Annotated in this window: 24 protein-coding genes and 1 other RNA gene; 2 read left to right on the top strand and 23 right to left on the bottom strand. The window is 63.8% G+C overall.

Features of this window, described 5'->3' with window-relative positions; all coding sequences use genetic code 11:
• Positions 1-215: 215 nt before the first annotated feature.
• The 16 genes from ftsZ to mraZ all read right to left on the bottom strand — a co-directional run bounded on the left by ftsZ (position 216) and on the right by mraZ (position 19,153).
• A complete protein-coding gene (ftsZ, locus tag NKH97_RS23680; RefSeq protein WP_352442241.1) occupies positions 216-1,895 on the bottom strand; it encodes a cell division protein FtsZ in 1,680 nt (559 codons plus the stop codon).
• A 68-nt stretch (positions 1,896-1,963) separates the two neighbouring features.
• A complete protein-coding gene (gene ftsA / locus NKH97_RS23675) occupies positions 1,964-3,271 on the bottom strand; it encodes a cell division protein FtsA (protein ID WP_352442240.1) in 1,308 nt (435 codons plus the stop codon).
• Positions 3,268-4,209 carry a cell division protein FtsQ/DivIB gene (locus NKH97_RS23670; protein ID WP_352442239.1) on the bottom strand — a complete coding sequence of 314 codons (942 nt, stop codon included), beginning with the start codon at positions 4,207-4,209 and terminating at the stop codon, positions 3,268-3,270. The genes ftsA and NKH97_RS23670 overlap by 4 nt, the downstream gene beginning before the upstream one ends.
• A complete protein-coding gene (locus tag NKH97_RS23665) occupies positions 4,197-5,123 on the bottom strand; it encodes a D-alanine--D-alanine ligase (protein WP_352442238.1) in 927 nt (308 codons plus the stop codon). Before NKH97_RS23665 ends, NKH97_RS23670 begins: the two co-directional genes overlap by 13 nt.
• Before the next feature lie 313 nt (positions 5,124-5,436).
• Positions 5,437-6,402 (bottom strand): UDP-N-acetylmuramate dehydrogenase, encoded by a 966-nt coding sequence (gene murB, locus NKH97_RS23660; protein ID WP_031213597.1) that lies wholly within the window; start codon positions 6,400-6,402, stop codon positions 5,437-5,439.
• Positions 6,399-7,805, bottom strand: coding sequence for a UDP-N-acetylmuramate--L-alanine ligase (gene murC, locus NKH97_RS23655; RefSeq protein ID WP_023813140.1), 1,407 nt, complete (start codon positions 7,803-7,805; stop codon positions 6,399-6,401). Before murC ends, murB begins: the two co-directional genes overlap by 4 nt.
• Complete coding sequence (gene murG / locus NKH97_RS23650) at positions 7,802-8,929, bottom strand: undecaprenyldiphospho-muramoylpentapeptide beta-N-acetylglucosaminyltransferase (RefSeq protein ID WP_128303495.1); 1,128 nt, start codon at positions 8,927-8,929, stop codon at positions 7,802-7,804. The genes murC and murG overlap by 4 nt, the downstream gene beginning before the upstream one ends.
• Position 8,930: 1 nt before the next feature.
• Entirely contained in the window at positions 8,931-10,082 is a 1,152-nt protein-coding gene (gene ftsW, locus NKH97_RS23645) for a putative lipid II flippase FtsW (RefSeq protein ID WP_128303494.1), read from the bottom strand.
• Entirely contained in the window at positions 10,082-11,482 is a 1,401-nt protein-coding gene (murD, locus tag NKH97_RS23640; protein WP_128303493.1) for a UDP-N-acetylmuramoyl-L-alanine--D-glutamate ligase, read from the bottom strand. Before murD ends, ftsW begins: the two co-directional genes overlap by 1 nt.
• A gap of 8 nt (positions 11,483-11,490) precedes the next feature.
• Positions 11,491-12,573, bottom strand: coding sequence for a phospho-N-acetylmuramoyl-pentapeptide-transferase (gene mraY, locus NKH97_RS23635; RefSeq protein WP_013530954.1), 1,083 nt, complete (start codon positions 12,571-12,573; stop codon positions 11,491-11,493).
• An 18-nt stretch (positions 12,574-12,591) separates the two neighbouring features.
• On the bottom strand, positions 12,592-14,049 hold the full coding sequence (locus NKH97_RS23630; RefSeq protein ID WP_352442236.1) for a UDP-N-acetylmuramoylalanyl-D-glutamyl-2,6-diaminopimelate--D-alanyl-D-alanine ligase: 1,458 nt from the start codon (positions 14,047-14,049) through the stop codon (positions 12,592-12,594).
• Positions 14,046-15,500, bottom strand: coding sequence for a UDP-N-acetylmuramoyl-L-alanyl-D-glutamate--2,6-diaminopimelate ligase (locus NKH97_RS23625; RefSeq protein ID WP_128303491.1), 1,455 nt, complete (start codon positions 15,498-15,500; stop codon positions 14,046-14,048). Before NKH97_RS23625 ends, NKH97_RS23630 begins: the two co-directional genes overlap by 4 nt.
• Before the next feature lie 54 nt (positions 15,501-15,554).
• The gene (locus tag NKH97_RS23620) at positions 15,555-17,264 is read right to left on the bottom strand and encodes a peptidoglycan D,D-transpeptidase FtsI family protein (protein ID WP_128303490.1); all 1,710 of its coding nucleotides are present in this window, start codon (positions 17,262-17,264) and stop codon (positions 15,555-15,557) included.
• Positions 17,261-17,659, bottom strand: coding sequence for a cell division protein FtsL (gene ftsL, locus NKH97_RS23615; protein WP_128303489.1), 399 nt, complete (start codon positions 17,657-17,659; stop codon positions 17,261-17,263). The genes NKH97_RS23620 and ftsL overlap by 4 nt, the downstream gene beginning before the upstream one ends.
• 4 nt (positions 17,660-17,663) lie before the next feature.
• Entirely contained in the window at positions 17,664-18,698 is a 1,035-nt protein-coding gene (rsmH, locus tag NKH97_RS23610) for a 16S rRNA (cytosine(1402)-N(4))-methyltransferase RsmH (protein ID WP_352775617.1), read from the bottom strand.
• Positions 18,695-19,153, bottom strand: coding sequence for a division/cell wall cluster transcriptional repressor MraZ (mraZ, locus tag NKH97_RS23605; protein ID WP_056582893.1), 459 nt, complete (start codon positions 19,151-19,153; stop codon positions 18,695-18,697). Before mraZ ends, rsmH begins: the two co-directional genes overlap by 4 nt.
• Here mraZ and NKH97_RS23600 point away from each other — a divergent pair.
• Together NKH97_RS23600 and NKH97_RS23595 are read left to right on the top strand one after the other, a co-directional pair.
• On the top strand, positions 19,131-19,571 hold the full coding sequence (locus tag NKH97_RS23600; RefSeq protein ID WP_352798901.1) for a hypothetical protein: 441 nt from the start codon (positions 19,131-19,133) through the stop codon (positions 19,569-19,571). The genes mraZ and NKH97_RS23600 overlap by 23 nt on opposite strands.
• Positions 19,564-20,679, top strand: a complete 1,116-nt coding sequence (locus tag NKH97_RS23595) for a cystathionine gamma-lyase (RefSeq protein ID WP_352442233.1) — start codon at positions 19,564-19,566, stop codon at positions 20,677-20,679. The genes NKH97_RS23600 and NKH97_RS23595 overlap by 8 nt, the downstream gene beginning before the upstream one ends.
• Positions 20,680-20,687: 8 nt before the next feature.
• On the opposite strand, the gene NKH97_RS23590 is transcribed toward NKH97_RS23595, so the two are convergent.
• The 7 genes from NKH97_RS23590 to NKH97_RS23560 form a co-directional block, all read right to left on the bottom strand.
• The gene (locus tag NKH97_RS23590; RefSeq protein ID WP_352442232.1) at positions 20,688-20,867 is read right to left on the bottom strand and encodes a type II toxin-antitoxin system RelE/ParE family toxin; all 180 of its coding nucleotides are present in this window, start codon (positions 20,865-20,867) and stop codon (positions 20,688-20,690) included.
• Complete coding sequence (locus NKH97_RS23585; RefSeq protein ID WP_352442231.1) at positions 20,837-20,989, bottom strand: hypothetical protein; 153 nt, start codon at positions 20,987-20,989, stop codon at positions 20,837-20,839. The genes NKH97_RS23590 and NKH97_RS23585 overlap by 31 nt, the downstream gene beginning before the upstream one ends.
• A complete protein-coding gene (locus NKH97_RS23580) occupies positions 20,986-21,261 on the bottom strand; it encodes a type II toxin-antitoxin system ParD family antitoxin (protein WP_352442230.1) in 276 nt (91 codons plus the stop codon). Before NKH97_RS23580 ends, NKH97_RS23585 begins: the two co-directional genes overlap by 4 nt.
• Before the next feature lie 177 nt (positions 21,262-21,438).
• Positions 21,439-21,848, bottom strand: an RNA gene (gene rnpB, locus NKH97_RS23575) — RNase P RNA component class A.
• 50 nt (positions 21,849-21,898) lie between these two features.
• A complete protein-coding gene (locus NKH97_RS23570) occupies positions 21,899-22,624 on the bottom strand; it encodes a lytic transglycosylase domain-containing protein (protein WP_352442229.1) in 726 nt (241 codons plus the stop codon).
• Between the two features lie 208 nt (positions 22,625-22,832).
• Entirely contained in the window at positions 22,833-23,588 is a 756-nt protein-coding gene (locus NKH97_RS23565) for an N-acetylmuramoyl-L-alanine amidase (protein WP_352442228.1), read from the bottom strand.
• The gene (locus NKH97_RS23560) at positions 23,585-24,304 is read right to left on the bottom strand and encodes a J domain-containing protein (protein ID WP_128303483.1); all 720 of its coding nucleotides are present in this window, start codon (positions 24,302-24,304) and stop codon (positions 23,585-23,587) included. The genes NKH97_RS23565 and NKH97_RS23560 overlap by 4 nt, the downstream gene beginning before the upstream one ends.
• Positions 24,305-24,361: the final 57 nt, after the last annotated feature.

Below are 24,361 nucleotides of genomic sequence, written 5' to 3'. Positions count from 1 at the left end.
GGGCGACTTCCCCCGAAATCCCGGCAAACCGATGATGGTAGGCAGCGAAGATAATGTCCCGTCAGGGAGACTCCAAATCACGGTTTCTTACTCTGTGTAACCGCGAAATGGAATGAGTGCGAATTGGTAAGTCGTTGAAATCCCATCATTTAAAACGTTAACAGGCAAGCGATTCCTCGCTTACCTGTTAACAAATGTTACAGTCCGTTTACCAATCAGTTGGCCTGGCGGCGCAGGAACGCCGGAATCTCCAGCTGATCGTCTTCCTGAGTCGTCCTCACCTGCGGCGTCAGGCGGCCCTGATCATCGAGCTGGCCACGGCGCGGCGCATACAGCTGCGCATCCTGACTGGCAAGACGGCGTACTTCGGGCGCTGCCTGGCGCAGCTTGGGCTCGCGCGGCTGCGCCGGCTGCAGTCGTGCGGGTTCCTCCTCGCGACGGGTCAGGCCATTGGTCAGGCGCTTCAGCAGGCCCATCGGTCCGCTGTTGTTCTCGTGATCGACCGGGCGGCTCTTGGCATCCACCTCGGCCTTGACGACCGGCGGAAAGTCCTCGACGCGCGGCATACGCTGCGGCGCCATCGCAACCGGCTGCGGGGCTTCGCGCAGCATCTCGCGCGGCTGCGGGGCCGGCTGCATCTGCTGGACCACCGGCTGCGGCATCGGCTGGGCGGGCGGTGCCTGGAAGATCTTGCTCTGCGGGCGGAAATCTTCAGCGTGGGCGACCGGGGCCGGGCGCGCCTGCGCCATGGCCGCGGCATTAGCTTCGGCCAGATGGATGGCTTCCGCGACCGGGTCGACAGCGCGTGGCTCGTATGCCGCCTGCTGGACAGGCGCCGGACGAACCTCCGCGATCTGAGCCGCCGGGCGGCTGGCCGGCTTCGGAGGCGCCGTGCGGATCGAGATCGGCGCGGCGGCGATTTCAGCCGCCGACTTGTCGATGCCGGTGGCAACCACCGAGACGCGAATGACGCCTTCGAGTTCCTCGTCGAAAGTGGCGCCCAGGATGATGTTGGCGTCCTGGTCGACTTCCTCGCGGATACGGGTCGCGGCTTCGTCGACTTCGAACAGCGTCAGGTCGCGGCCGCCGGTGATCGAGATCAGCAGGCCCTTGGCGCCCTTCATCGAGGTCTCGTCGAGCAGCGGGTTGGCGATCGCCGCTTCGGCGGCGGCCATCGCACGGCCCTCTCCGGAAGCCTCGCCGGTGCCCATCATCGCCTTGCCCATCTCGCGCATGACGGAACGGACGTCGGCGAAGTCGAGATTGATCAGGCCTTCCTTGACCATCAGGTCGGTGATGCAGGCGACACCGGAATAGAGCACCTGGTCGGCCATGGCGAAGGCGTCGGCGAAGGTGGTCTTGTCATTGGCCAGCCGGAACAGGTTCTGGTTGGGGATGACGATCAGCGTATCGACGCATTTCTGCAATTCCTCGATGCCGAAATCCGCGGTCTTCATGCGGCGCTGGCCTTCGAAGTGGAACGGCTTGGTGACGACGCCGACGGTGAGGATGCCCTTTTCGCGCGCCGCGCGGGCAACGACGGGAGCAGCACCGGTGCCGGTGCCGCCGCCCATGCCGGCGGTGACGAAGCACATATGGGTGTTGGTCAGGTGATCGAGGATTTCATCGATGCACTCTTCCGCCGCCGCACGGCCGACTTCCGGCTGCGAGCCGGCGCCAAGGCCTTCGGTGACATGCGCGCCGAGCTGGATCAGGCGGCCCGCCTTCGACATGGTCAGCGCCTGCGCGTCGGTGTTGGCCACCACGAACTCGACACCGCGCAAACCGGCGGTGATCATGTTGTTGACGGCATTGCCGCCGCCGCCGCCGACACCGAACACGGTGATGCGCGGCTTAAGCTCGGTGATGTCCGGCTTCTGCAGATTGATGGTCATTGTCTCCGTCCTTTGCCTTTCACGCCGCTTCGCCGCCGCGGCCGCCTATGGGGCTGTCCCCGTCAATTTTAGAAACTGTCTCTCAACCACTGACTCATGCGATGCAGTTTTCCGCCCGTTCCGGTCATTTTGAGACCGGAAATTCCTTTCGCAGGATGGCTCTCGAAGCTCGCCATCTGCGGATAGATCAGAAGCCCCACCGCGGCCGAGAAGGCCGGCCCCTTCGCCGCTTCCGGCAGGCCGGCCACGCCGAGCGGGCGGCCGATGCGCACATTGCGTCCCAGGATGCGGCGCGCCGCCTCCGGCAGGCCGGCAAGCTGGCTGGCACCGCCGGTAAGAACCACACGCTTGCCCACTGCATTGCCATAGCCGGACCTGTTGAGCCGGTCGCGCAGCAGTTCGAGCGTCTCGTCGATGCGGGCGCGCACGATGCGCGTCATCACCGAGCGCGGGATCTGCAAGGGCACGTCGCCATCGTCGCCGATCGGCTGGACCGAGACCAGGTCGCGGTCGTCTGCGCTGCCCGGCAGCGCCGAGCCATGCATCACCTTCAGCCGTTCCGCGGCATCGAGCGAGGTCGACAGCCCCTTGGCCATGTCCAGCGTGACGTGGTTGCCGCCGATGGCGATGGCGTCGCCATGGACGAACTTGCCTTCCGAAAACACCGAAATCGTTGTCGTGCCGCCGCCCATGTCGATGCAGGCCGCACCCATTTCCAGCTCGTCGTCGACCAGGGCCGCCAAACCGCTGGCATAGGGCGTCGCCACCATGCGCTCGACCGACAGATGCGAGCGGTTGATGGAAAGCTCCAGATTGCGCATCGGCGCGGCGTCGCCGGTCAGCACATGCATGTCGACGCCGAGTGCGTCACCGACCATGCCGCGCGGATCGCGCACGCCGCGTTCGGCATCCAGCGAGAAGCCGACGGGAAGCGAATGGATCACCTCGCGCTCGGCCTTCAGCGCCTGCTTGGCGCCAGCACCGAGAACGCGCTTGATGTCGGCCTCGTCGGCCTCATGGCCGCCAAGATTGATGGTGGCGGAGAAGGCTTCGCTCTTGAGCCGGCCGGCCGTCATGTTGACGATCAGAGAATCGACCGTCAGCCCGGCCATGCGCTCGGCCGCGTCGACGGAAAGGCGGATGGCGTGCTCGGCGCGGTCGAGATCGACGATGACACCCGACTTCACGCCTTGCGACTTCTGGTGACCGATGCCGATCACCTGGATCCGGTGCGAGCGGCCGCGCAGCAGCTTGCCGTCATCGCACGGCTTCAGCTTGGCCACCATGCAGCAGACCTTGCTCGAACCGACATCCAGCACCGTCAGGGTGCCGGACCGGCGCGACGCGGCATCGCCAGGACCGCCAAGCCAGTTCATATCTTCGTCTCCGGCTTGCGCTTCAGGCTCTTGGGTTTCTCGTTGAGGGCGGCTTCGCGCTGCGTCGCCGCTTCCGCCGTCAACTGCACGACCAGCCGGTCCGTCAGGCGCATGTCGACGGCGGCGATGTCGCGCGACAGCAAGCCGCTGTCATGATCCATCTTCACGAGTTCGGCGAGCGCCTGTTCCTCGTCATCCTCGGGAAGCTTGATGGTGATGCCATTGTCCAGCTTCAGGTCCCAGCGCCGCTCGCCTACGCGGATATACCCTTTGATCCGGCTCGCGAGCTCGGGATATTTTTCGACCTTGGCCAGGAAATCGGGCGCGCTCGCCGGCGCGCCGGCGCCGATCAGCAGCGGCAGAAGCACCTGCTTGCCGCCCGAGAACGGCGCGATCATGGCACCATTCCTCTCGATGACCGAAAGCTCGTCGCCCTGCTGCCAGAGCGCGAAAGCCTCGCGCTCCTCGACACGTACTTCCAGCGTATGCGGGTAGACCTTGCGCACCGCCGCAACCTCGATCCACGGCAGGCCGGAGATCCGTTCGCGCGCTGCCTCGGCATTAAAGCCGATCAGCGACGTCCAGCCATCAAGTTCAAGCCTGTCGAGTATATCGATTTCCGAGGTCTGGCGATTGCCGACCACCTTGACCTGATCGACGGCAAAGCCGGTACGGGCGGTGATGCTCTGCACGATACCGTCGACGTGACCGCCAAGGTAGGCACCATAGGCACTGCTCGAGAAAATCAGCACGGCCGACATCATGGCCGCGGAAAAGCGCGGCGCCTGGAATTCCCCAACGCCCAGGCGCGCCAGAATGCGCACCGGGCGGCGAAGCATGCGCGGCAGTACGAAATGGTCCAACGACAATGACAGGCCGAACAGCGCCGGCCCGGCCGCGCCCCTCTCCCTACCTTGTCCCCATTTCAACGCAGACACGAAGCGTCCTCCACCATCCAACTCAACAAATCGCCAAACGAGTGCCCGGCTTGGGCGGCGATTTCAGGCACCAAAGACGTCGGCGTCATACCCGGCTGGGTGTTGACCTCGAGCCAGACAATCTCGCCGTTTTCGGAATGACGATCGTCATAACGGAAGTCCGAACGGGAAACGCCTCGACAGCCGATCGCTTGGTGAGCCTTGAGCGCCAGTGTTTGTATTTTTTGGTAAATATTCGGTGAAACTTTTGCGGGGCATTCGTGCTTTGATCCCCCGGCGACATATTTTGAATCATAGTCGTAGAAGGAATGGCCGGTCGGGATGATCTCGCAGACCCCCAGCGCCACATCGCCCATCACCGCGCAGGTCAGCTCCCTGCCGTGGATGTAGCGCTCGACCATGACGGTATCGCCATATTTCCACTCCGACGAGCCAAGAACCTGCGGCGGATGCGACTGGCCCTCATGCACGATGACGACACCGAAGCTCGAACCCTCATTGACCGGCTTGACCACATAGGGCGGCTTCATCGGATGCTTGTTCTGGATGGCAAAGCGGCTGGCGACCTTCGATTCGGCGACCACGATGCCGACCGACTTGGCAACCCGCTTGGCCTGCTCCTTGTTCATGGCCAGAGCCGAGGCGAGCACGCCAGAATGGGTGTAGGGAATGCCGAGATATTCAAGGATGCCCTGAATGGTGCCGTCCTCGCCAAAAGGGCCGTGCAGCGCATTGAAGGCGACATCCGGCTTGAGCTCGGCAAGCACGGAGCCGACATCGCGCCCGACATCGACACGGGTGACCTGGTAGCCTTCCTTCTCGAGCTCATCGGCACAAGCCCTTCCCGACGAAAGAGACACGGGCCGCTCGGACGAAAAACCACCCAGCAGGACGGCCACATGCTTGTTTTTCATTCCCCGGCATCCCCTCTCTCACGGCGGACCAAAACCAGATTTTCCGCAACATTGAGTCAGAGTCTCCCGGCAGGTTGCCCCCCAGACGGAAAACGCTGAAAACGCGTCGAACGACTCAAATCAGGAAACGCTTTCGAGCAGAGAATCAGAGAGTTGATTCACTGGCAAGTGCTTACGATTCCGAGAGATTCACTTTCTGAGAAAATGGATGCGAAAAGCGTGTCGTTGAGTCTTTGCGGCAACGGTCGCGGACCGTTTCGGCCTCGTTGAAGTTCATGCATCACATGAACTTCAACGCGCGCCAAAGTGCACCTTAAAGGAGCTGCCCGAGAAACTCCTGCACGGCATGCCCCGGCCGGAAATTGCCGATTCGCTTGATTTCCCATTGCAACCGGATACCGGAATTCTCCAGCACCCGCGTGCGCACCGTCTCGCCGAGATATTCAAGGTCGTAGCCGGTCGCGGTTCCCGTGTTGATCATGAAGTTGCAATGCATCGGCGACATCTGGGCCCCGCCGATCATCAGGCCGCGGCAGCCCGCTCTGTCGATCTCCTTCCAGGCCGACGTGCCTTCCGGATTCTTGAAGGTCGAGCCACCGGTCTTCTCGCGGATCGGCTGCACGGTCTCGCGATGGTTCTGCACGGCCTCCATCGCCGCCTTGATCGCCGTTTTCTCCTCGGCAAAGCCTTCGAACACGGCCGAGGTGAAGATCAGCCCGGAGGGCGCCGCTGAATGGCGATAGGCGTATCCCATATCGGCATTGCTCAGCGTCTGCACATTGCCCTTGCGGTCGAGCGCCCGCACTTCGACGACGCGCTCGCGCGTCTCGACACCATTGGCGCCGGCATTCATCCGCAGCGCACCGCCGATTGCACCCGGAATGCCGTGGTAGAAATGAAAGCCGCCAATGCCGGCCTCGAGCGCCACCGCTGCGACACGCTTGTCGGGGGTCGCAGCTCCCGCCTTGATCCTGATCGGCGAAATCACCTCGGCCTCGCCGAAGCCCTTGGCCGAAAGGCGGATGACAAAGCCCTCGATGCCGCCGTCGCGGACCAAAAGGTTCGAGCCGACGCCAACGACGGTAAGAGGTATTTCTTCAGGAACGGCTTTGAGGAACACCGCAAGATCCTCCTCATCAGCCGGCTGGAACAACGCTTCAGCCAGGCCCCCGGCACGGAACCAGGTGATCTTGTCCATCTCGGCGTTCGGCGTGAGGCGGCCGCGCAGGCCGGCAAGCCGGTCGCCAAGTCTGTCGATCAGGGCCTGGCCGTGCATCATGAGACGGTCCCGCCAAGCTCCTTGGGCAACGCATAGGCCCATTGGGTGATGTTGCCGGCGCCCAGGAAGACGACGAAGTCACCCGGCTTGGCCAGATCACGGATGACGGGCGCGATCGCCGCCGGACCCTCGATGTAGCGCGCGTCGCGATGGCCGCCGGCGCGGATGCGCGACACCAGCGCGTCCGAGCTGACGCCGTCGATCGGCTCTTCGCCGGCCGCGTAGACCGGCGCCACCATCACTGTGTCGGCGTCGTTGAAGCAAGTGGAAAACTCGTTGAACAGATCATGCAGCCGGGTGAAGCGATGCGGCTGGGCAATGGCGATGACGCGACCCTGGGTGGCGCTGCGCGCCGCCTTCAGCACCGCCGAGATCTCGACCGGATGGTGGCCGTAATCGTCGAATATTTCGACGCCGTCCCACGAACCGGTATGGGTGAAGCGGCGCTTGACGCCGGCGAAGGACGACAGGCCCTTCTTGATCGCCTCGGCCGACAGGCCGAGCTCATGCGCGACCGCGATCGCTGCCGTCGCGTTGGAGACGTTGTGGCGGCCGGGCATCGGCAGGCGCAGGCCTGCTATGACAGTCTGGCCGCCTGTCTTGCGGTCGCGGATCACCACGTCGAATTCCGAAATGGCACCTGCCATGCGGTGATTGGTAAAGCGCACGTCGGCCTGCGCATTCTCGCCATAGGTGATGACCCGGCGGTCCTCGATGCGGCTGACCAGCGCCTGCACCTCGGGATGGTCGGTGCACATCACGCCAAAACCGTAGAACGGCACGTTCTCGACAAACTGGCGGAACGCCTCCCGCACCTTGTCGAAGCTGCCATAGTGATCGAGATGCTCGGGATCGATGTTGGTGACGACCGCGATCTCGGCCGGCAGTTTCAGGAAAGTGCCGTCGCTTTCGTCGGCCTCGACCACCATCCATTCGCCGTCGCCCATGCGCGCGTTGGTGCCGTAGGCATTGATGATGCCGCCATTGATGACGGTCGGATCGAGCCCACCGGCATCGAGCAAGGTCGCCACCATCGAGGTCGTGGTCGTCTTGCCATGCGTGCCGCCGATCGCCACCGCCTGGCGAAAGCGCATCAGCTCGGCCAGCATTTCGGCCCGGCGCACGATCGGCAGCAGCTTTTCGCGCGCGGCCTTGAGCTCAGGGTTGGATTTCTTGATCGCCGTCGAGACGACGACAACCTCGGCATCGCCGAGATTCTCGGCCCTATGGCCGACGAAGCATTCGATGCCCTTGTCGCGCAGCCGCTGCACATTGGCGCTTTCGGCCTGATCGGACCCTTGCACCTTGTAGCCGAGATTGTGCAGCACTTCGGCAATGCCGCTCATGCCGATGCCGCCAATGCCGATGAAATGCACAAGGCCGATGGTCTGCGGCATCTTCATGCTTGCGTCCCCTTCCTGAAATCCGAAATGGTTTTTTTGGACGCAATAGCCTCTGTAAGATCAGCGAGCAACCGTGCCGCGTTCGGCCGGCCGGCCGATTTCGCGCCCGCCGCCATCGCCACAAGCCGCTCAGGCTGGTCGATCAGCCCGCCGAGGAGCACTGCGATGCGTTCGGGCGAGAGCGAGGATTGCGGGTGCACTTCGCCGCCGCCGGCAGCGGCAAGGGCCGCCGCGTTCGCCGCCTGGTCGTGGTCGAGCGCGTAGGGGTAAGGCACCAGCAGCGCCGGCCGGCCGATGACGGCGATCTCCGAAACGGTCGAGGCGCCGGAGCGCGAGATCACCAGGTGCGCAGCCGCCATGCGCTGCGCCATGTCGGTGAAGAAGGGTGAGACCTCGGCAGCAACGCCCAGTGCCGCATAGGCCGCCTTGACCCGCGCCACATCATCGGCGCGAGCTTGTTGGGTAATGACCAGCCGCTTGCGCTGAGCATCGGAAAGCAGCGCGATCGCCCCCGGCACGGCATCGGAAAAGAACTGAGCGCCCTGGCTGCCGCCGAACACCAGCAGGCGGAACGGCTGTTCCCCGGTCGATGCCGCATAATTCGTCCTGGCAGCTTCCAGCACGGCCGGCCTGACCGGATTGCCTGTCGTCACCGTCTTGACCCCGGCAGCACTGGTGTCCTGCGGCAGGAAGCCGCCGGCGATGGCATCGACACGGCCGGCCAGCGCCCGGTTGGCGCGCCCCATCACCGCGTTCTGCTCATGGATCAGGGTCGGCACCTTGCGCCGTGTCGCCGCGTAGAGCGGCGGCAAGGTCGGATAGCCGCCAAAGCCGACGACCGCATCCGGCTTGATCCTGGCGATGACGGCGGAAGCCTGGCGCACGCCGCGCCAGATTTTCCAGAAGGCACCAAGCAGGGCAAAGGGGTTTTTCGAGCCCATCGTCGCCGACTGGATCGGATGGACGGCTGCGGCCGGGAAATGGCCGGCGAAACGCTCTGCACGGTCGTCGGTCGCCAGATGCACTGACCAGCCGCGCTCGTTCAGCTCATGCGCCAGCGCTTCGGCCGGGAAAAGATGCCCACCGGTGCCGCCTGCCGCGAGAAGGATGACGCCTCTGGCCATATCACTCCGCCGGCAGGGCGCGTTGCGACAGGCCAAAGCCCATCTGCTTGCGCTTTTCCGGCCGCTTGCGTGTCAGCGCCAGCACCATGCCCATCGAGATGGCGATGGCGATCTGCGAGGAGCCGCCATAGGAGATGAACGGCAGCGTCATACCTTTGGCCGGCACAAGCTGGAGATTGACGCACATGTTGATGACCGCTTGCAGGCCAAACACGGTGACGAGGCCGCCGACCGCATAGCGGGTGAAATCGTCATGCTCCTTCAGCGCCGTGTTGAGGCCGCGCAGCACGATGAAGGCGAAGATCGACATGATGAAGAAGCACATGATCAGCCCGAACTCTTCGCCCGCGACCGAGAAGACGAAGTCGGCATGGCTATCGGGAATGACGCGCTTGACTGTGCCCTCGCCCGGCCCGACACCGAACCAGCCGCCATTGATCAGCGCTTCGCGCCCCATGTCGACCTGGAACGTGTCGCCCTCGCCGGTGAGGAACTTGTCGATGCGCAAGGCAACGTGCGGGAACACCGTATAGGCGGCAAAGACGCCACCGACGCCGGCCGCGCCGAGCGCGACGATCCACAGCCAGGGCAGCCCGGCCATGAAGAACATGATGCCCCAGGTGCCGGTCGTCAGCATGGTCTGGCCGAGGTCGGGTTGCGCCACCAGCAGCGATACGACCAGCACCAGCAGCAGCATGGCAAACAGATTGCCCGGAATGTCAGGCTGGCGCTTGTGCTCGGCGAACAGCCAGGCGCACATGATGACGAAGGCCGGCTTCAGGAATTCCGACGGCTGGATCGACAGGCCTGCAAGCGACACCCAGCGGCGCGCACCCTTCACCTCGACGCCGATGTAGAGCACCGCCACCATCAGCACCAGCATCAGGCACAGGATGACCAGCGCCATGCGCCGGATCTGCCTGGAATCGAGGAAGGAAACGGCCAGCATCACGCCGAGCGCCGGCACGGTGAAGATGATCTGCCTGGTGGCAAAGTGGAAACTGTCGAGGCCGATGCGTTCGGCCACCGCCGGGCTGGCAGCGAAGGACAAGACGATGCCAAGCCCCATCAGCGACAGGAACGCCGCCAGGAACCAGCGATCGATCGTCCACCACCAGGTCGCAACCGGACTTTTGTCGAGACGGCTCTGCATTATCGTGCCCCTCCGATGGGTTTCACACCCTCGATAGCATTCGCAGCTTGCCTGAAGGCTTCGCCGCGGACTTCGAAATTCTTGAACTGGTCGAAGCTGGCGCAGGCCGGCGACAGCAGCACCACCGCCTCACCGCTGTCGTCCTTGGCCGCATCATGCGCGGCGTGCTCGACCGCCGCGGCCAGCGTGCCTGAAATCTCGTAGGGAACTGCCTCGCCCAGCGTCGCCGAAAAAGCCGGCGCCGCCTCGCCGATAAGATAGGCCTTGGCGATGCGCGGGAAGAAGCCGCGCAAGGGTTCGATGCCGCCTTCCTTGGGCAGGCCGCCGGCGATCCAGTAGATGCGCGCGAAGCTGGACAGCGCCGGCGCCGCCGCATCGGCATTGGTCGCCTTGGAATCGTTGATGAACAGCACATGGTCCTTGCGGCCGACCTGCTCCATGCGGTGCGCGAGGCCGGGAAAGCTTTCCAGCCCCGACTGGATCTCGCCAAGCTCCAGCCCGACCTTGAGGCAAGCGGCGACCGCCGCCAGAGCGTTCTGGGCATTGTGCTGGCCACGCAGCGAGCCGATGCCTTCGAGGAAGGCGACACGGCTGTAACGGCCGTGCACGGCTTCCATCAGATTGCTGCCATCGGCGAAATAGCCATCGGTCAGCGGCAGGCGCTTGGAAATGCGGATGACAGGCCGGCCCGCCCGCTCCAACCGCTCGGCGATCTGCGCGCACCAGGAATCGTCGATGCCGACGATCGCCGTCTCGCTGCCGGCCACCAGCCGCTCCTTGATCGCGGCGTAGTGCTGCATGGTGCCGTGGCGGTCGAGATGATCGGGCGTCAGGTTAAGCAGGATGCCTGCCGTCGGATTGATCGAGGGCGCGAGGTCGATCTGGTAGGACGAGCATTCGACCACATAGTGCCGATCGGGCTCGGGTGGATCGAGCGTCATTACCGCGCGGCCGATATTGCCGCCCATCTGGGTGTCGCGTCCCGCGGCTTTCAGGATATGCGCGGTCAGCGCGGTCGTCGTCGACTTGCCGTTGGTGCCGGTGATGGCGATGAAAGGCGAATTTGGCGCGCTCAGCATCCGCTCGCGGCAGAAAAGCTCGATGTCGCCGATGATCTCGACGCCCGAACCGCGCGCCAGCTCCACCGTCCAATGCGGCTTGGGATGCGTCAGCGGCACACCTGGCGACAGCACGAAGGCCGAGAATTTCGCCCAGTCGGCGCCGCGGAGATCGGCGGTTGCGATGCCGGCAGCCGTTGCCTTGGCCACGCTTTCGGGATTGTCGTCCCAAGCCAGCACGTCCGCGCCGCCCTCGATCAGTGCGCGCGCCGTCGCGATCCCCGAGCCACCGAGCCCGAAGAGCGAAACGCGCTTGCCTGAAAAGGATGCGGCGGGGATCAAGGGGCTTCCTATCTCAGCTTGAGGGTCGACAGGCCGACCAGCGCCAGGATGACGGCGATGATCCAGAAGCGGATCACCACCTGGCTTTCGGTCCAGCCGAGCTTTTCGAAATGATGGTGGATCGGCGCCATCAGGAACACCCGCTTGCCGGTCATCTTGAAGTAGCCGACCTGGATGATGACCGACAGGATTTCCACGACGAACAATCCGCCGACGATGACCAGAACGATCTCGTGCTTGGTGGCGACCGCAACGGTGCCGATCAGGCCGCCCATGGCCAGCGAGCCGGTGTCGCCCATGAAGATCGCCGCAGGCGGCGCATTGAACCAGAGGAAGCCCAGACCAGCGCCGATGACCGCGCCGAGCACGACCGCCAGTTCACCGGTGCCGGGCACGAAATGGATCTGCAGATATTCGGCGAACACGGCGTTGCCGGAGAGATAGGCGATGACACCGAAGGAAGCCGCCGCGATCATGATCGGCACGATCGCCAGTCCGTCCAGACCGTCGGTGAGGTTCACAGCATTGCCGGCGCCGACGATGACGAAGCAGGAGAACGGAATGAAGAACCAGCCGAGATTGACGATGAATTCCTTGGCGAAGGGAAATGTCAGCGACGAAGAGAACGGCGCCTGGCCATTGTGCATGATCACCCAGGCGGCGATGCCGGCAATGACAAATTCAAGCGCAAGGCGTGCCTTGCCGGAAAAGCCGAGATGCGACTGCTTGGTTACCTTGAGATAGTCGTCGTAGAAGCCGATCGACCCGAAGCCCAGCGTCACCAGCAGCACCACCCAGACATAGATGCTCGACAGGTTCGCCCACAAAAGCGACGAGCCGATGATGCCCGACAGGATCATCAGGCCGCCCATGGTCGGCGTGCCGGCCTTCTTGAAATGTGTCTGCGGCCCATCGGCGCGGATCGGCTGACCCTTGCCTTGCCGCAGCCGCAGCGAATTGATGATGGTCGGTCCGAAGATGAAGACGATCAGCGCCGACGTGATCAGCGCCCCGCCGGTGCGGAAGGTGATGTAGCGGAAGACATTGAAGACCGAGACCTTGTCCGCAAAATCGACGAGCAGTGTAAACATGCGTTTTCGTCCCCCGACCTAGGTCTGTTTTCTAGCTGTCGATTCAGCCGGGAATTTGCCCAGCAGCGCATCGACCAGTTTTGCAAAACCGATGCCCTTCGACGATTTGATCATCACCACGTCACCCGGCTTAAGCGCGGCAAGCAGCACCGGCTTCAGCTCCTCGACACCAGCGCGGTATTCCGTCTTGATCTCAGCCGGCAGCGCTTCGGCCAGCGCCCGCATTTCCGGGCCGCCGAGGAAGACGGTCTGTGTCCCGGTGCCGACGATGAGTTCGGCAAGGGCTGCATGCAGCTTGGCCGAATGGTCGCCGAGTTCGAGCATGTCGCCGAGCACGGCGATGCGGCGGCCCTCGCCCGTCACAGGCGTCGCGTTGAGCAATGCCATGGCAGCAGCCATCGATGCCGGATTGGCGTTGTAGCTTTCGTCGATCAGCGTGATCGGTCCACCTGGGTGGCTCGAAGTCGAGCCACCGGGATGGCGCAGCACATGGCGCTTGCCGCGCCCGCGCTCGGCCGAAAGATCGGCCAGTGCGAGTGTCACCTTGTCGAGATCGGCCCCGACCAGATGTGCCGCCCCCAGCACCGCCAGCACGTTCTGCACCATATGGCGGCCGGGCGCGCCGATCCGCGCCGTCACTTCGTGGCCGCCGATCCTGGCGATGATATCGGAATGATCCGCATGCAGTTCGCATTTGGTGAGCTTGAAGGTAGAGCGCGCATTCTCGCCGAAGCCGTAGACGTGCTCGACACCGGCTGCATGGGCCATCTTGTCGAGCAGCTTGAAGCGCGTATCGTCGCGGTTGAGGACGGCGGCCCCCTCGGGCTCCAGCCCCTCGAAAATCTCGGCCTTGGCCTTGGCGATCTCGTCCAGATTGCGGAAGAAACCTAGGTGGGCGGCCGCGATCATGGTGACGATGGCGACATGCGGCCTCACCATCTTGACCAGCGGACGGATCTCGTCGGGATGGTTCATGCCGATCTCGAACACGGCATAGTCGCAATCATCGGGCATGCGTGCCAAAGTCAGCGGCACGCCCCAGTGATTGTTGAAGGACTGCGCCGAGGCATGCACCTTGCCGGCGGCTTGCAGCACATGGCGCAGCGCTTCCTTGGTGGTGGTCTTGCCGGCCGAACCGGTCACAGCGATGATTTTCGCGCTCGAGCGGGCGCGCGACGCAACTCCAAGCTTTTCCAGCGCGACCAGCACGTCCTCGACGACGATGATCGGCGCCGTCAGCCGGCCGAGCGACGGCAGCTTGCCTTCGGCCACCACCAGCACGCCGGCGCCAGCCTTGATGGCGGCGGTTGCGAAGTCATGGCCGTCCATCGCCTCGCCCTTGATAGCGAAGAAGGCGTCGCCCGGCTGCAGGCTGCGGCTGTCGATCGAAATGCCTGAAATGCCTTCCGGCATCGGCCCGAGCGGCCGCCCGTCCATGGCGGCAACCAGCGCCTCGGAGGTCCACAGCAAGCTCATGCGGCACGCTCCACGAGTGCCGCGCGAACCTCCTCGTGATCGGAAAAATGCAAGGTCTCGGAGCCGATCGTCTGGCCCTCCTCGTGCCCCTTGCCGGCCACGATCAGCGTGTCGCCGGCATGCAGCATGGCGACCGCCTCATGAATCGCCTGGCGCCGGTCGCCGATCTCGATGGCACCGGGAGCGGCGGCCAAAATAGCGGCGCGGATCGTTTCCGGCACTTCGGAGCGCGGATTGTCGTCGGTGACGATGACGACATCTGCAAGTCGCGTCGCAATCTCGCCCATGATCGGTCGCTTGCCGCGGTCGCGGTCGCCGCCGCAGCCGAACACGACGATGACGCGGCCGGTGGTGAACGGCCGGACCGAGGCCAGAACGTTTTCCAGCGCGTCCGGCTTGTGGGCATAATCGACATAGACCGGCGCGCCGCTGGCGGTGGTGCCGACGAGGTCGAGCCGGCCCGGCGCGCCCTTCAGTTTCTCCAACGCCATCAAGGCCTTGGCGACAGGTGTTCCCGTGGAGATGGCAAGACCCGCCGAAACCAGCGCGTTCGAAATCTGGAAATCACCGGCCAACGGCAGGTCGATCTCGTAGAGCACGCCATCGGCCTCGACTTCGGCGCGTTGGCGGTGGCGCTCGTGCTCGACCCGCTTCAGCCTGAGGAAATCGCCATGGCGGCCGACCGTCAGCACATTGAGCCCGGCAGCCTGTGCGGCCTCGATCGTCGGCGCCGACCATGGATCGTCGGCGAAGATCACGGCCGGTGCGCCCTTCGGCAGCAGCGTGTCGAACAGACGCAGTTTGGCGCGGTGATAGTCCTCGATGGTCGGATGATAGTCCATATGGTCGCGGCCGAGATTGGTGAAGCCGCCGGCGGCCAGCTTCACGCCGTCGAGGCGGCGCTGGTCGAGCCCATGGCTGGAGGCTTCCATCGAAGCGTGGGTGACGCCGGCATCCGCCAATTCCCGCAGCAATTGGTGCAGGGCGACCGGATCGGGTGTCGTCAGCGAGCCATAGTCGTTGCGTCCAGGCGCCACCACGCCGGTGGTGCCGATCGAAGCGGCGGCATAACCGGCCTGCTCCCAGATCTGCCTGGTGAAGGCGGCGACCGACGTTTTGCCGCTGGTGCCGGTCACCGCGACCATGATCTCAGGCTGCTTGCCGGAATAACGGGCGGCACTCAGCGCCAGCGCCAGGCGGGGATCGTCGACCGCCAATAACGGAACCGACAGCCCGGCAATGGTGCTGCCCTTGCCCGCCACGATCGCGGCCGCACCGCGCGCGGCGGCGTCGGCGGCATAAACGGCACCATCGGCCTTGGTTCCGGCGAGCGCAAAAAAGACAACGCCCGGTTTCACCTGGCGGGAATCCGAAGAAATCCCTGTAACCTCCAGATCGACGGAAGCTATTCCCTCGACGGGCAGGATACCGGCTAGATCTCTGAGCTTCATCGAGTCCCGTTCACCGCAACAAAATAGCGCGCTGTTGCCGGCGCGCCCTAAGAATCACTGATAGGAAACCAGCGTTGCACCATTTTCATGGCTGAAATCTGGCTTCACGCCAAGCATGGCAGCTGAACGCCTGATGATATTGCCGGCCATGACCCCCGCATTTGCGGCCGCGACATCCGTCATGCCAGGCTTTTCCGGGTGCGGGGCATCGGCAATGGTAAACACCAGATACTGTGGATCGTCCATCGGGAAGGCGGCGACGAAAGTGTTGAAATTCAAGTCCTTGGAGTAGCGGCCATTGACGACCTTCTCGGCCGTTCCGGTCTTGCCGCCAACGCGGTAGCCGGGGACCCTGGCATTTCTGGCCGAGCCCTTCTCCGCGTTGAGCGAATAGAGGTAGCGCATGCCTTCAACGGTCTTTTCGCTGACCACCTTCTTGGCCGTGGCCATCGCTTCCGCCTGCGTACGCACCAGAAAGGTAGGGTTCATCAGGAAGCCGCCATTCATCAACGCCGCGCAGCCCACAGCCGCTTGCAACGGCGTCGTCGACACGCCATGGCCGAAGGCGATGGTGAATGAATTGACCTGTTTCCAGACCTTCGGTTCAGTTGGACGGGCAGTCTCCGGCAATTCGGTCTGCATCCTGTCCAGAAGGCCAAGGCGATGCAGGAATTCGCGATGCCCCTCGATGCCGACCATCTCGGCTTCCCTGGCCGACCCGATGTTGGACGAGTAGAGGAACACCTCCGGCAACGACAGCACACGGTTCTTGCCGTGGAAATCGTGAATGGCCTGATGGCCGACCCGGATTGGATGCGAAGCATCGAAGCGGCTCGCCATCGTCGCCTTGCCGGAATCGAGCGCCATGGCTGAGGTGAAGCTCTTGAAGGTCGAGCCCATCTCGTAGAGGCCCGCCGACATGCGATTCAGCCGGTCCTTGTCCTGTGCATTGTAGGGATTGTTCGGATCGAAATCCGGCACCGAGGCCATGGCCACCACTTCGCCGGTCTTGACGTTGAGCACGACGGCGCCGGCCCCCATGGCACGATAGCGCTCCAGGCCGGCGGCGATCTCGTCGCGCACCACATGCTGCACGCGCAGATCGATCGAAAGCTTTACCGGCTTGAGATCCTTGGCAATGGCAAGGCCCGATGCCTGCAGATCGCTCAGCCCCTGCTCGTCGACATATTTCTCCATTCCGGAGATGCCCTGGTTGTCGATGTTGGTGAGGCCGACAATGTAGGACGAGGTCTCGCCGCTCGGATAGAAGCGGCGCTTTTCGGTGCGGAAGCCGAAACCGGGAATGCCGAGTTGCATGATGTCGGACTGTTGCTTGGGCGTCAGCTGCCGCTGCAGCCAGACGAAACCGGCGCCGCTCTTCAGCTTATGGTAGGTCTGCTCATAGTCGATGTCCGGAAGCACCGTCGACAGCTTCTCGATCGCCTCGTCGGCGTCGACAATGCGGCGCGGTTCTGCAAACAGCGACGCCGTCTTGATATCCGTGGCCAGCACTTCGCCGTTGCGGTCGACGATGTCGGGCCGCGATGCCGTCACCCGGCTCTGCGGACCGCCCGACATGTCGGGGGTCTGGAAGCCGAGATAGACCAGCCGCCCTGATATGGTCGAGAAGATACCGAAGAACACCGCCATGGTCATGACGATGCGCGTCCTGCCCTTGCCGCCGGTCGTCTTGCGGGCGCCCTCGACCACGATCGATCCATCTTCACTCGTCCTGGCGCGACGCTTCAGCAGTTTGCCGATCATTGGGCGATGCCTCCGGTCACCACGGGATCCCTGCCGTCCGGCGGCGCGTTGCCACCCGAATTGTCGGCCATGCCTCCCTGGCGTCCCGACAGGATGTCCTGGATGTCAAGGGATTTGGCCGGCAGGTCGCCGATGCCGCCGATCTGGCGAGCGCTGACCGGCTCGAGTTCGAGCTGCGATTTGTAGAGTTCGGCGAGCTTCTGCAGCCGCGACGGCTGGGTAAGCAGGCTCCAGTCGGCCTTGAGCAGGTCGATCGTATCCTCCTCATAGCGTATCTGCGCATGGATCTTCTGCACCGCGGCCAATTGTTCCTCGGCCTCGCGCTTGGCCTTGTAGGTAAGGGCCGCGACCGCAACCATGACGGCGATCAGGACAATGTCGCTGGTACGAAACACTTAGCTACCTCTCCCCCGGTCGGCCTGTGCCGGGAAGTGTTGGGCCGGGAAGCTTTGGAAGGCCGAAAATCGAAAAGTCGCTGCTGCGCGCCGGCGCCTCGGTGCGGATCGCCGCGCGCAGCCTGGCCGAACGGGCGCGCGGATTGGCCGCCACCTCGGCGTCGCCGGCAGTCACGCCGCCGCCCGCCTTGCGGAACGTCGCGGTGCGCGCATGAGCCTCGGGCAGGTGACGTGAGCCGGTCGCAACATCGGCCCGGTCGGCGATGAAGCGCTTGACGATGCGGTCTTCCAGCGAATGGAACGTCACCACGGCGAGCCGACCGCCCGGCTTCAGCGCGCGTTCGGCCGCGAACAGCGCCTTGGCCAGTTCGCCAAGCTCGTCATTGACGAAGATGCGCAGCGCCTGGAAGACGCGCGTCGCCGGATGGATCTTGTCCTTCGGCGCCCGGCCGATATGCGTCTCGATGGCGTCGGCCAGTTCCAGCGTGCGTTCGAACGGGCGCTTTTCGCGGCGCGCCTCGATCATGCGGGCGATGCGTCCGGCATGGCGCTCCTCGCCGAGAAAGCCGAAGATACGGGCAAGGTCGCCCGGCTTGAAGGAATTGACGACATCGGCGGCGCTGAGGCCCGATTGCGCCATGCGCATGTCGAGTGGCCCGTCGGCGCGGAACGAAAACCCGCGCTCGGCCTGGTCGAGCTGCATCGAGGACACGCCGATGTCGAGCACGACGCCCTCGGCGCTCTCGACATGTTCGTCCAGCGTCGAGAACGGCGCCTGCACCAGCCGCAGCCGGCCGCCGGACTGCGCTTCCAGATCGCGCCCGGCATCGATTGCATCCGGATCGCGATCGATCGCCACAACCGAGGCGCCCGTCGCCAGAATGGCCCTGGTGTAGCCGCCGGCACCGAATGTGCCATCGATGATGACGTCGCCCTGCGCCGGCGCCAGCGCTTCGAGCACTTCGCCAAGGAGGACCGGAATGTGGCGGGCCGATCCGCCAACGGCGTGAGGAAGGTCATCGCCGTGGCTCGCCGTCATTCCGGTCGCTCCCCAGGCTTCGTCCCCTGCCGAAGCTGCAAAAGCCGGGCTCGCGCCTGCGCCCCATAGGCGGCAAGCCGTCCCGGCTCCCAGATCTGAAAGAAATTGCCGCGTCCGACAAAGGCCACTTCCGCCGAAATGCCGGTGTGTTCGCGAATGAAATCGCTCATCGTGATGCGGCCGTCCTGGTCGAGTTTCAAGAAGGTGCCATCGCCATGGCAGAAGAACGACATGTCGTCCGCCGTCTGCAGGAAGGGATCCTCGAGCGCAATGCGCTGCTCGTAGCGGTCGAGCAGGTCGAGCCCGCCGACATCCATCGCCGGCAGGTCGAGGCAGCGCAGCGCGTAGAGTTCCGAATAGCCGCGCTTCTGCACGACGGCACGGAAATGCGCGGGAACGGACACCCGTCCCTTCGCATCGATCCTGCTCACCGTGTTTGACAGAAACCGGTCCATTAAACGCTACAGCCGCTTTCGCCGCCGCACCCCTCTCCATCTTGTCGCCCGCGCCGCCGCGGCGCGTTCCCTGCCCCGTATCAGCCTCGTCCACACCGGCAAAGACCGGCAAACGCGCAGCCGCCGCGGCTGCCCGATTGGCGTACGCTTTACCCTGACACGGAACGAAGGCTTTGATGTCTGGATGGGATATCATGGGGCACTATGGGCGTCAACGGGATTAGGCTTCACAAACACGCGCGCCGCGACCAATGAGAACAGCCTCGACGACACGTCTCGTCTTTATCGTCTATTAAGCCTAACGAAGCGTTTAGAGCCGCTTGGCCCAACCGGACGCGCCTTGCCGCGCGCCGCTGCAGGGCATAGCGTCTCGCCACATCTCGTCGGTCGCAAACAGGGTTGGAAATTCGATGTCTGAAACAGCAAAGTCACGCGCTGCAGCACTTCCTCATCTGCGTCGCAGCGGGCTTGCCATGGGCGATTCCATTCCCCTGCCCCTGACCATGGCCGCCATTTTTCATGCGCCCGGCGACGCCACCGGCTTCAACCAGTATGGCCGCTTCAGCAACCCGACCTGGGACGCGGTCGAACATATGCTGGCTCATCTGGAGAGTGCGCCGTGCGTTGCCTTCCCTTCAGGAATGGCGGCAATCTCGGCGGGGTTTTTTGCCATGCTCAAGGGCGGCGACCGTATCCTGCTGCCTTCAGACGGCTATCACACGACACGGGCTTTGGCCGATCGCTTCCTCAAGCCGCTCGGCATCACCTACGACGTCAGGCCGACCTCGACCTTCCTCGATGGCGGCTTCGATGGCTATCGGCTGGCGTTTGTCGAAACCCCTGCCAATCCGGGGCTGGATATCTGCGATATCGCCGCCGTTGCCGATGCTGTTCACAAAGCCGGCGCGATCCTTGTCGTCGACAACACGACCATGACACCGTTCGGCCAACGGCCGCTCGACCATGGCGCCGATATCGTCGTTGCCGCCGACACCAAGGCACCCAATGGCCACTCCGACGTGCTGTTCGGCCATGTGGCCAGCCGCAATGCCGATATCATCGCCGCCGTGACCGGCTGGCGCGAAGTTTCCGGCAGCATTCCCGGACCATTCGAAGCCTGGCTGGTGCATCGCGGCCTGGAGACACTGGATGTGCGCTTCGATCGCATGTGTTCCTCGGCGGAAGTCATCGCGCGGCGGCTGCAGGGCCATCGGGCAATCAGCGGTCTGCGTTATCCCGGACTGGAAGGCGATCCGTCGCACAACCTTGCCCGCGCCCAGATGGAGCGCTTTGGCTTTCTCATTTCTTTCGAGCTCGCCTCGGAGGACAAGGCCGAGGATTTCATCAACAATTGCGCCTTGATGCAGGCCGCGACATCCTTCGGCGGCGTCCACACCTCCGCCGAGCGGCGCTTGAAGCGAGGCGATGCCGTTGCCGCCGGCTTCGTTCGCCTCTCGGTCGGCTGCGAGCCGGTGGACGAGCTCTGGAAGGCGATCGAGGCGTCACTGGACAAGATCGGCGGCTGACGAAACGGCTACGCGCCGACGTCATCGGCCTCGATGTTGCGCTTGCCATGCAGCACGCGGATTATTTCGATCGCATCGTCATCGACCCGGTACAAGGTGAGATAGTCGCCAACGACCAGATGACGGATGCCTGGCGCGATGTCGTCGCGCGGTGCGCCTAAGAAGGGATAAGTGGCAGTTGCCGCCACCGCGCCTCGATGCGATCGAGCAACCGATCGGCCGCAGCCTCGCTGTCGCGTGCAACATGAAGCCAGATCGCGATCAAATCGTCTTCTGCGCGCGCATTCCGGACGATGGGCAGCAGATTCATGCCGCGTCGTCAGATCGCAGGCGTCTCCTCGCTTCAGCCTTGATGTCATCCATTGACGCAAATCGACCAGGCCCGCTGTCGATCCCTTCCTGCACCAGCTTGCGCAATTCCTCGACCGTGTAGCCATGCAGGTCGCGCCGGTCTTTCCACTGTCTGAGCGCGTCGCGGATCACTTCGCTGGCCGATGCATATTCGCCGGCGGCGACTACACCGTCCACCGCCGCCGCCAGTTCCGGCGACAGCGTGATGCTGCGTTTGTCGACCTGTCCCATGAGAGGCTCCCGATGCTATCAGCTGATCCATGGTACGATTTAATCGCACCAGTTTCAAGCAATAGCCGGCCCTCGCTCGCATGGATGGATCGGTGAACAAACTTGAATCAGCAGGCGCGCCCGAGGGCGCAACCTGTTGATATCAAGAGACTTCTCTTCGATATCGCGGGAGAAAAAATTGCCAGCTGGCCTGTAAGCCGGGTTCTGTATGGCCCTCGCCCCTTGCGAGGCGAGAACGTGGCGGCCATTCATCTTGGGCGCATGTTGCCATGCGCCTCACGCAACCTACCCGGACGGTGAGCCGGAAACAGCCCTCGAGAGTTTCCCCTCGCACCGTCCCTATTCGGTCTTGCTCCCGGTGGGGTTTACCGTGCCGCTCCTGTTGCCAGTCGCGCGGTGGGCTCTTACCCCACCCTTTCACCCTTACCCCGAATCCGGCAAGCCGGATCGTGGCGGTTTGCTTTCTGTGGCACTTTCCCTGGGGTCGCCCCCGCCGGCCATTAACCGGCACCGTGTTTCCATGGAGCCCGGACTTTCCTCACCCACGACCTTTCGGCGTTTGCGGGTGCGGCCGCCCAGCCAGCTGGCAGAGCGTATAAAGGGGTTCACGCCCGAAAACGCAAACGAAAAAGCAGACTTATGCGGGCGATCCCAGCGCAGCCATCTGCACCTTCACCTTGCCGCAATAGGCTGCCGACACCGGGTTCATCCGCGTTGCGGCGTGGCCGGCATTGTATTTCAGAATTGTGCCGCAGGTCGTGCCGCCGCCGAGGCTCCGCGCCATGGCAAGGTATTTCATCCCGTATTTGATGTTGGTGTCGGGATCGAACAGACCCTTGGCGGAGCCGCTATAGCCCATCATCCGAGCCGTGGCCGGCTTGATCTGCATCAGGCCGATCTCGCCGGCGCCGCCGACGATGTTGGGCCGATAGTTGCTTTCGATCTGGATAACCGCCGAGGCGAGCGATACCGGAACGCCTTCGATCGCCGCATAGCGGGCAACGATTGCGGAATACTGCCCGCTGCTGGCCACCGTGGCCGCCGAGGCTGCCGCGTTCCGGACACCGATCGACGCCGTTGCCGTCATGTCGACGGTTTTTCGGCCACGCTTCGTCTGCTTTCTGGCGGACTTCTTCGGCTTGGACCAGCTTGCTTTTTCCATTTTCGCGGAAGCCCGCTTCGTCGCCTTGGCGTCCTGGCCTGCCTTGCCGCTTCTGGCCTGTGGGGCCTTGCCGCTTTTCGCGGATGCCACGACAGGCCCTTGATCGGCTCGCGGGCTGAGGGGCGCGGCATCTGCGGCACTGAAGGCAAAAGTCATTACGCCGGCAGCAAGAGCTGCCGTTAAAACGGTAAATTTCTGCATGTGATCCTGTTCTGTCTGAACCGCGCGAAGATGTTCGCGCAGCAACGCCTAACCAACGTCGGAACAACCCGGGGGCTTGGGGTCCGACATCTACACGTCAGCCGTTTGACGCCCGAATTGGTGTCAAACAAGGCCAGGCAAGTCACTTTGAGTGACAGCTTGTAACTTAAGGATTGGAAAGAATTGCTTGGAAGAGGCTTCCCGGGGGTCAGCGCCTCACGGAAGCAAGCAGCCTTTGCAGCGTCCGCAGCGTCGAGCCGTCGGCAACGCCGTCCACCTTGCGCGGCCGGAAATGACGCTGGAAGGCCTCGACCACCGCCTCGGTCTGCCGGTCGAAAACGCCGGATATTTCAACGCCATAACCGTAGAGCGCCAGCATCGACTGCAACGCTTCGACGTCGCCGCCGGTGTCGCCGGTTGTCAGAGTGGCGCCTCGCCTGACGGGTGCGGCCGCCACGAGATGACCGACACCGGCCTCGAACAGCGTCCGCCACGGAAACTTCTCGCCGGGATCGATCTTGCGCCCCGGCGCAATATCGGAATGCGCGAGTACCCGCTCGGCGGCGATCGAATGCCGACCGGCGATCCCACGGCACAGCCCGATCACCGCATCGATCTGCCGCCGGGGAAAACCGGGATAACCCAGCGAATGCCCCGGATTGACGATCTCGATGCCGACCGAACAGGAATTGATGTCGGCCCGTCCGAACCACGAACTCTTGCCGGCATGCCAGGCGCGGTCGCTTTCCCTGACCATCTGCAGGATATGGCCATTCTCGTGGACGAGATAATGCGACGAGACCTCGCTGGCCGGGTCGCAAAGCCAAGCCTCGGCCCCGGCGCCGGTCGCCATACCGGTGTAGTGCAGCACGATCATGTCAGGCCTGGGCGTCTCGCGCCGCGGGCCGAAATTCGGCGATACCCTGACTTCGGCACGTGGCTCGTCGGGCAGAAAGCCGCTCATGCGTGGCGCAGGCCCCGCTCGATCATCTCGTAGGCGGCGTTGATCGCCGCCACCCTGGTGGTCGCGATCTTGATGAATTCCTGAGGCAGGCCGCGCGCGATCAGCCGGTCCGGATGATTGTCGGAAACCAGCTTGCGATAGCGTTTCCTGACCTCTTCGAACGGCTTGCCGCGCTCGATGCCAAGCACGACATAGGGATCCCCGGCGCCGAGATTGACGTGCCGCGCCATGATGGCCTCGTAATGCGCTTCGTCGATGCGGAAAATCTCGGCGATGCGGTGCAGGAAGTGGCCTTCGCGCTCGTGCACCAGCCCGTCGGCCTTGGCGATGTGGAACAGACCGTCGAGTATGTCCTCCAGCATCACACAATTGGAATGCCCGGAACCGCACATCTGCGCCATCCGCTCGGCATAGGCCTCGAAACCGGCCACGTCGCGCTGGGCGAGATCGAACAGACGCGCCACATTGCGCGTCTCCTTCGGCGGCACTTCGAATATTTCCTGGAACGCGCGCACCTCGTCCTGGGTGACGATGCCATCGGCCTTGGCCATCTTGGCCGACAGCGCGATCATCGCCACCGAAAAGGCGACACGCCGGCGCAAATCCGCATCGCCGGCGAAAACCGTGCGCACGGCCTCGACCACGTCGGCGACACCCGACGAGGCTGAGGATGAAACGCGGGTGATGAATTCGCCGAGGCGATCCCAAATCGACATGGCCTGCTTCTTAGAGCCACCGCCCGCTCCTATCAAGCCGGGACAGTGCCGCAGGCT

The sequence above is a fragment of the Mesorhizobium sp. M0870 genome (assembly GCF_040319775.1).
Classification (GTDB): Bacteria; Pseudomonadota; Alphaproteobacteria; order Rhizobiales; family Rhizobiaceae; genus Mesorhizobium.
This window is presented reverse-complemented; position numbering and strand designations above follow the sequence as displayed.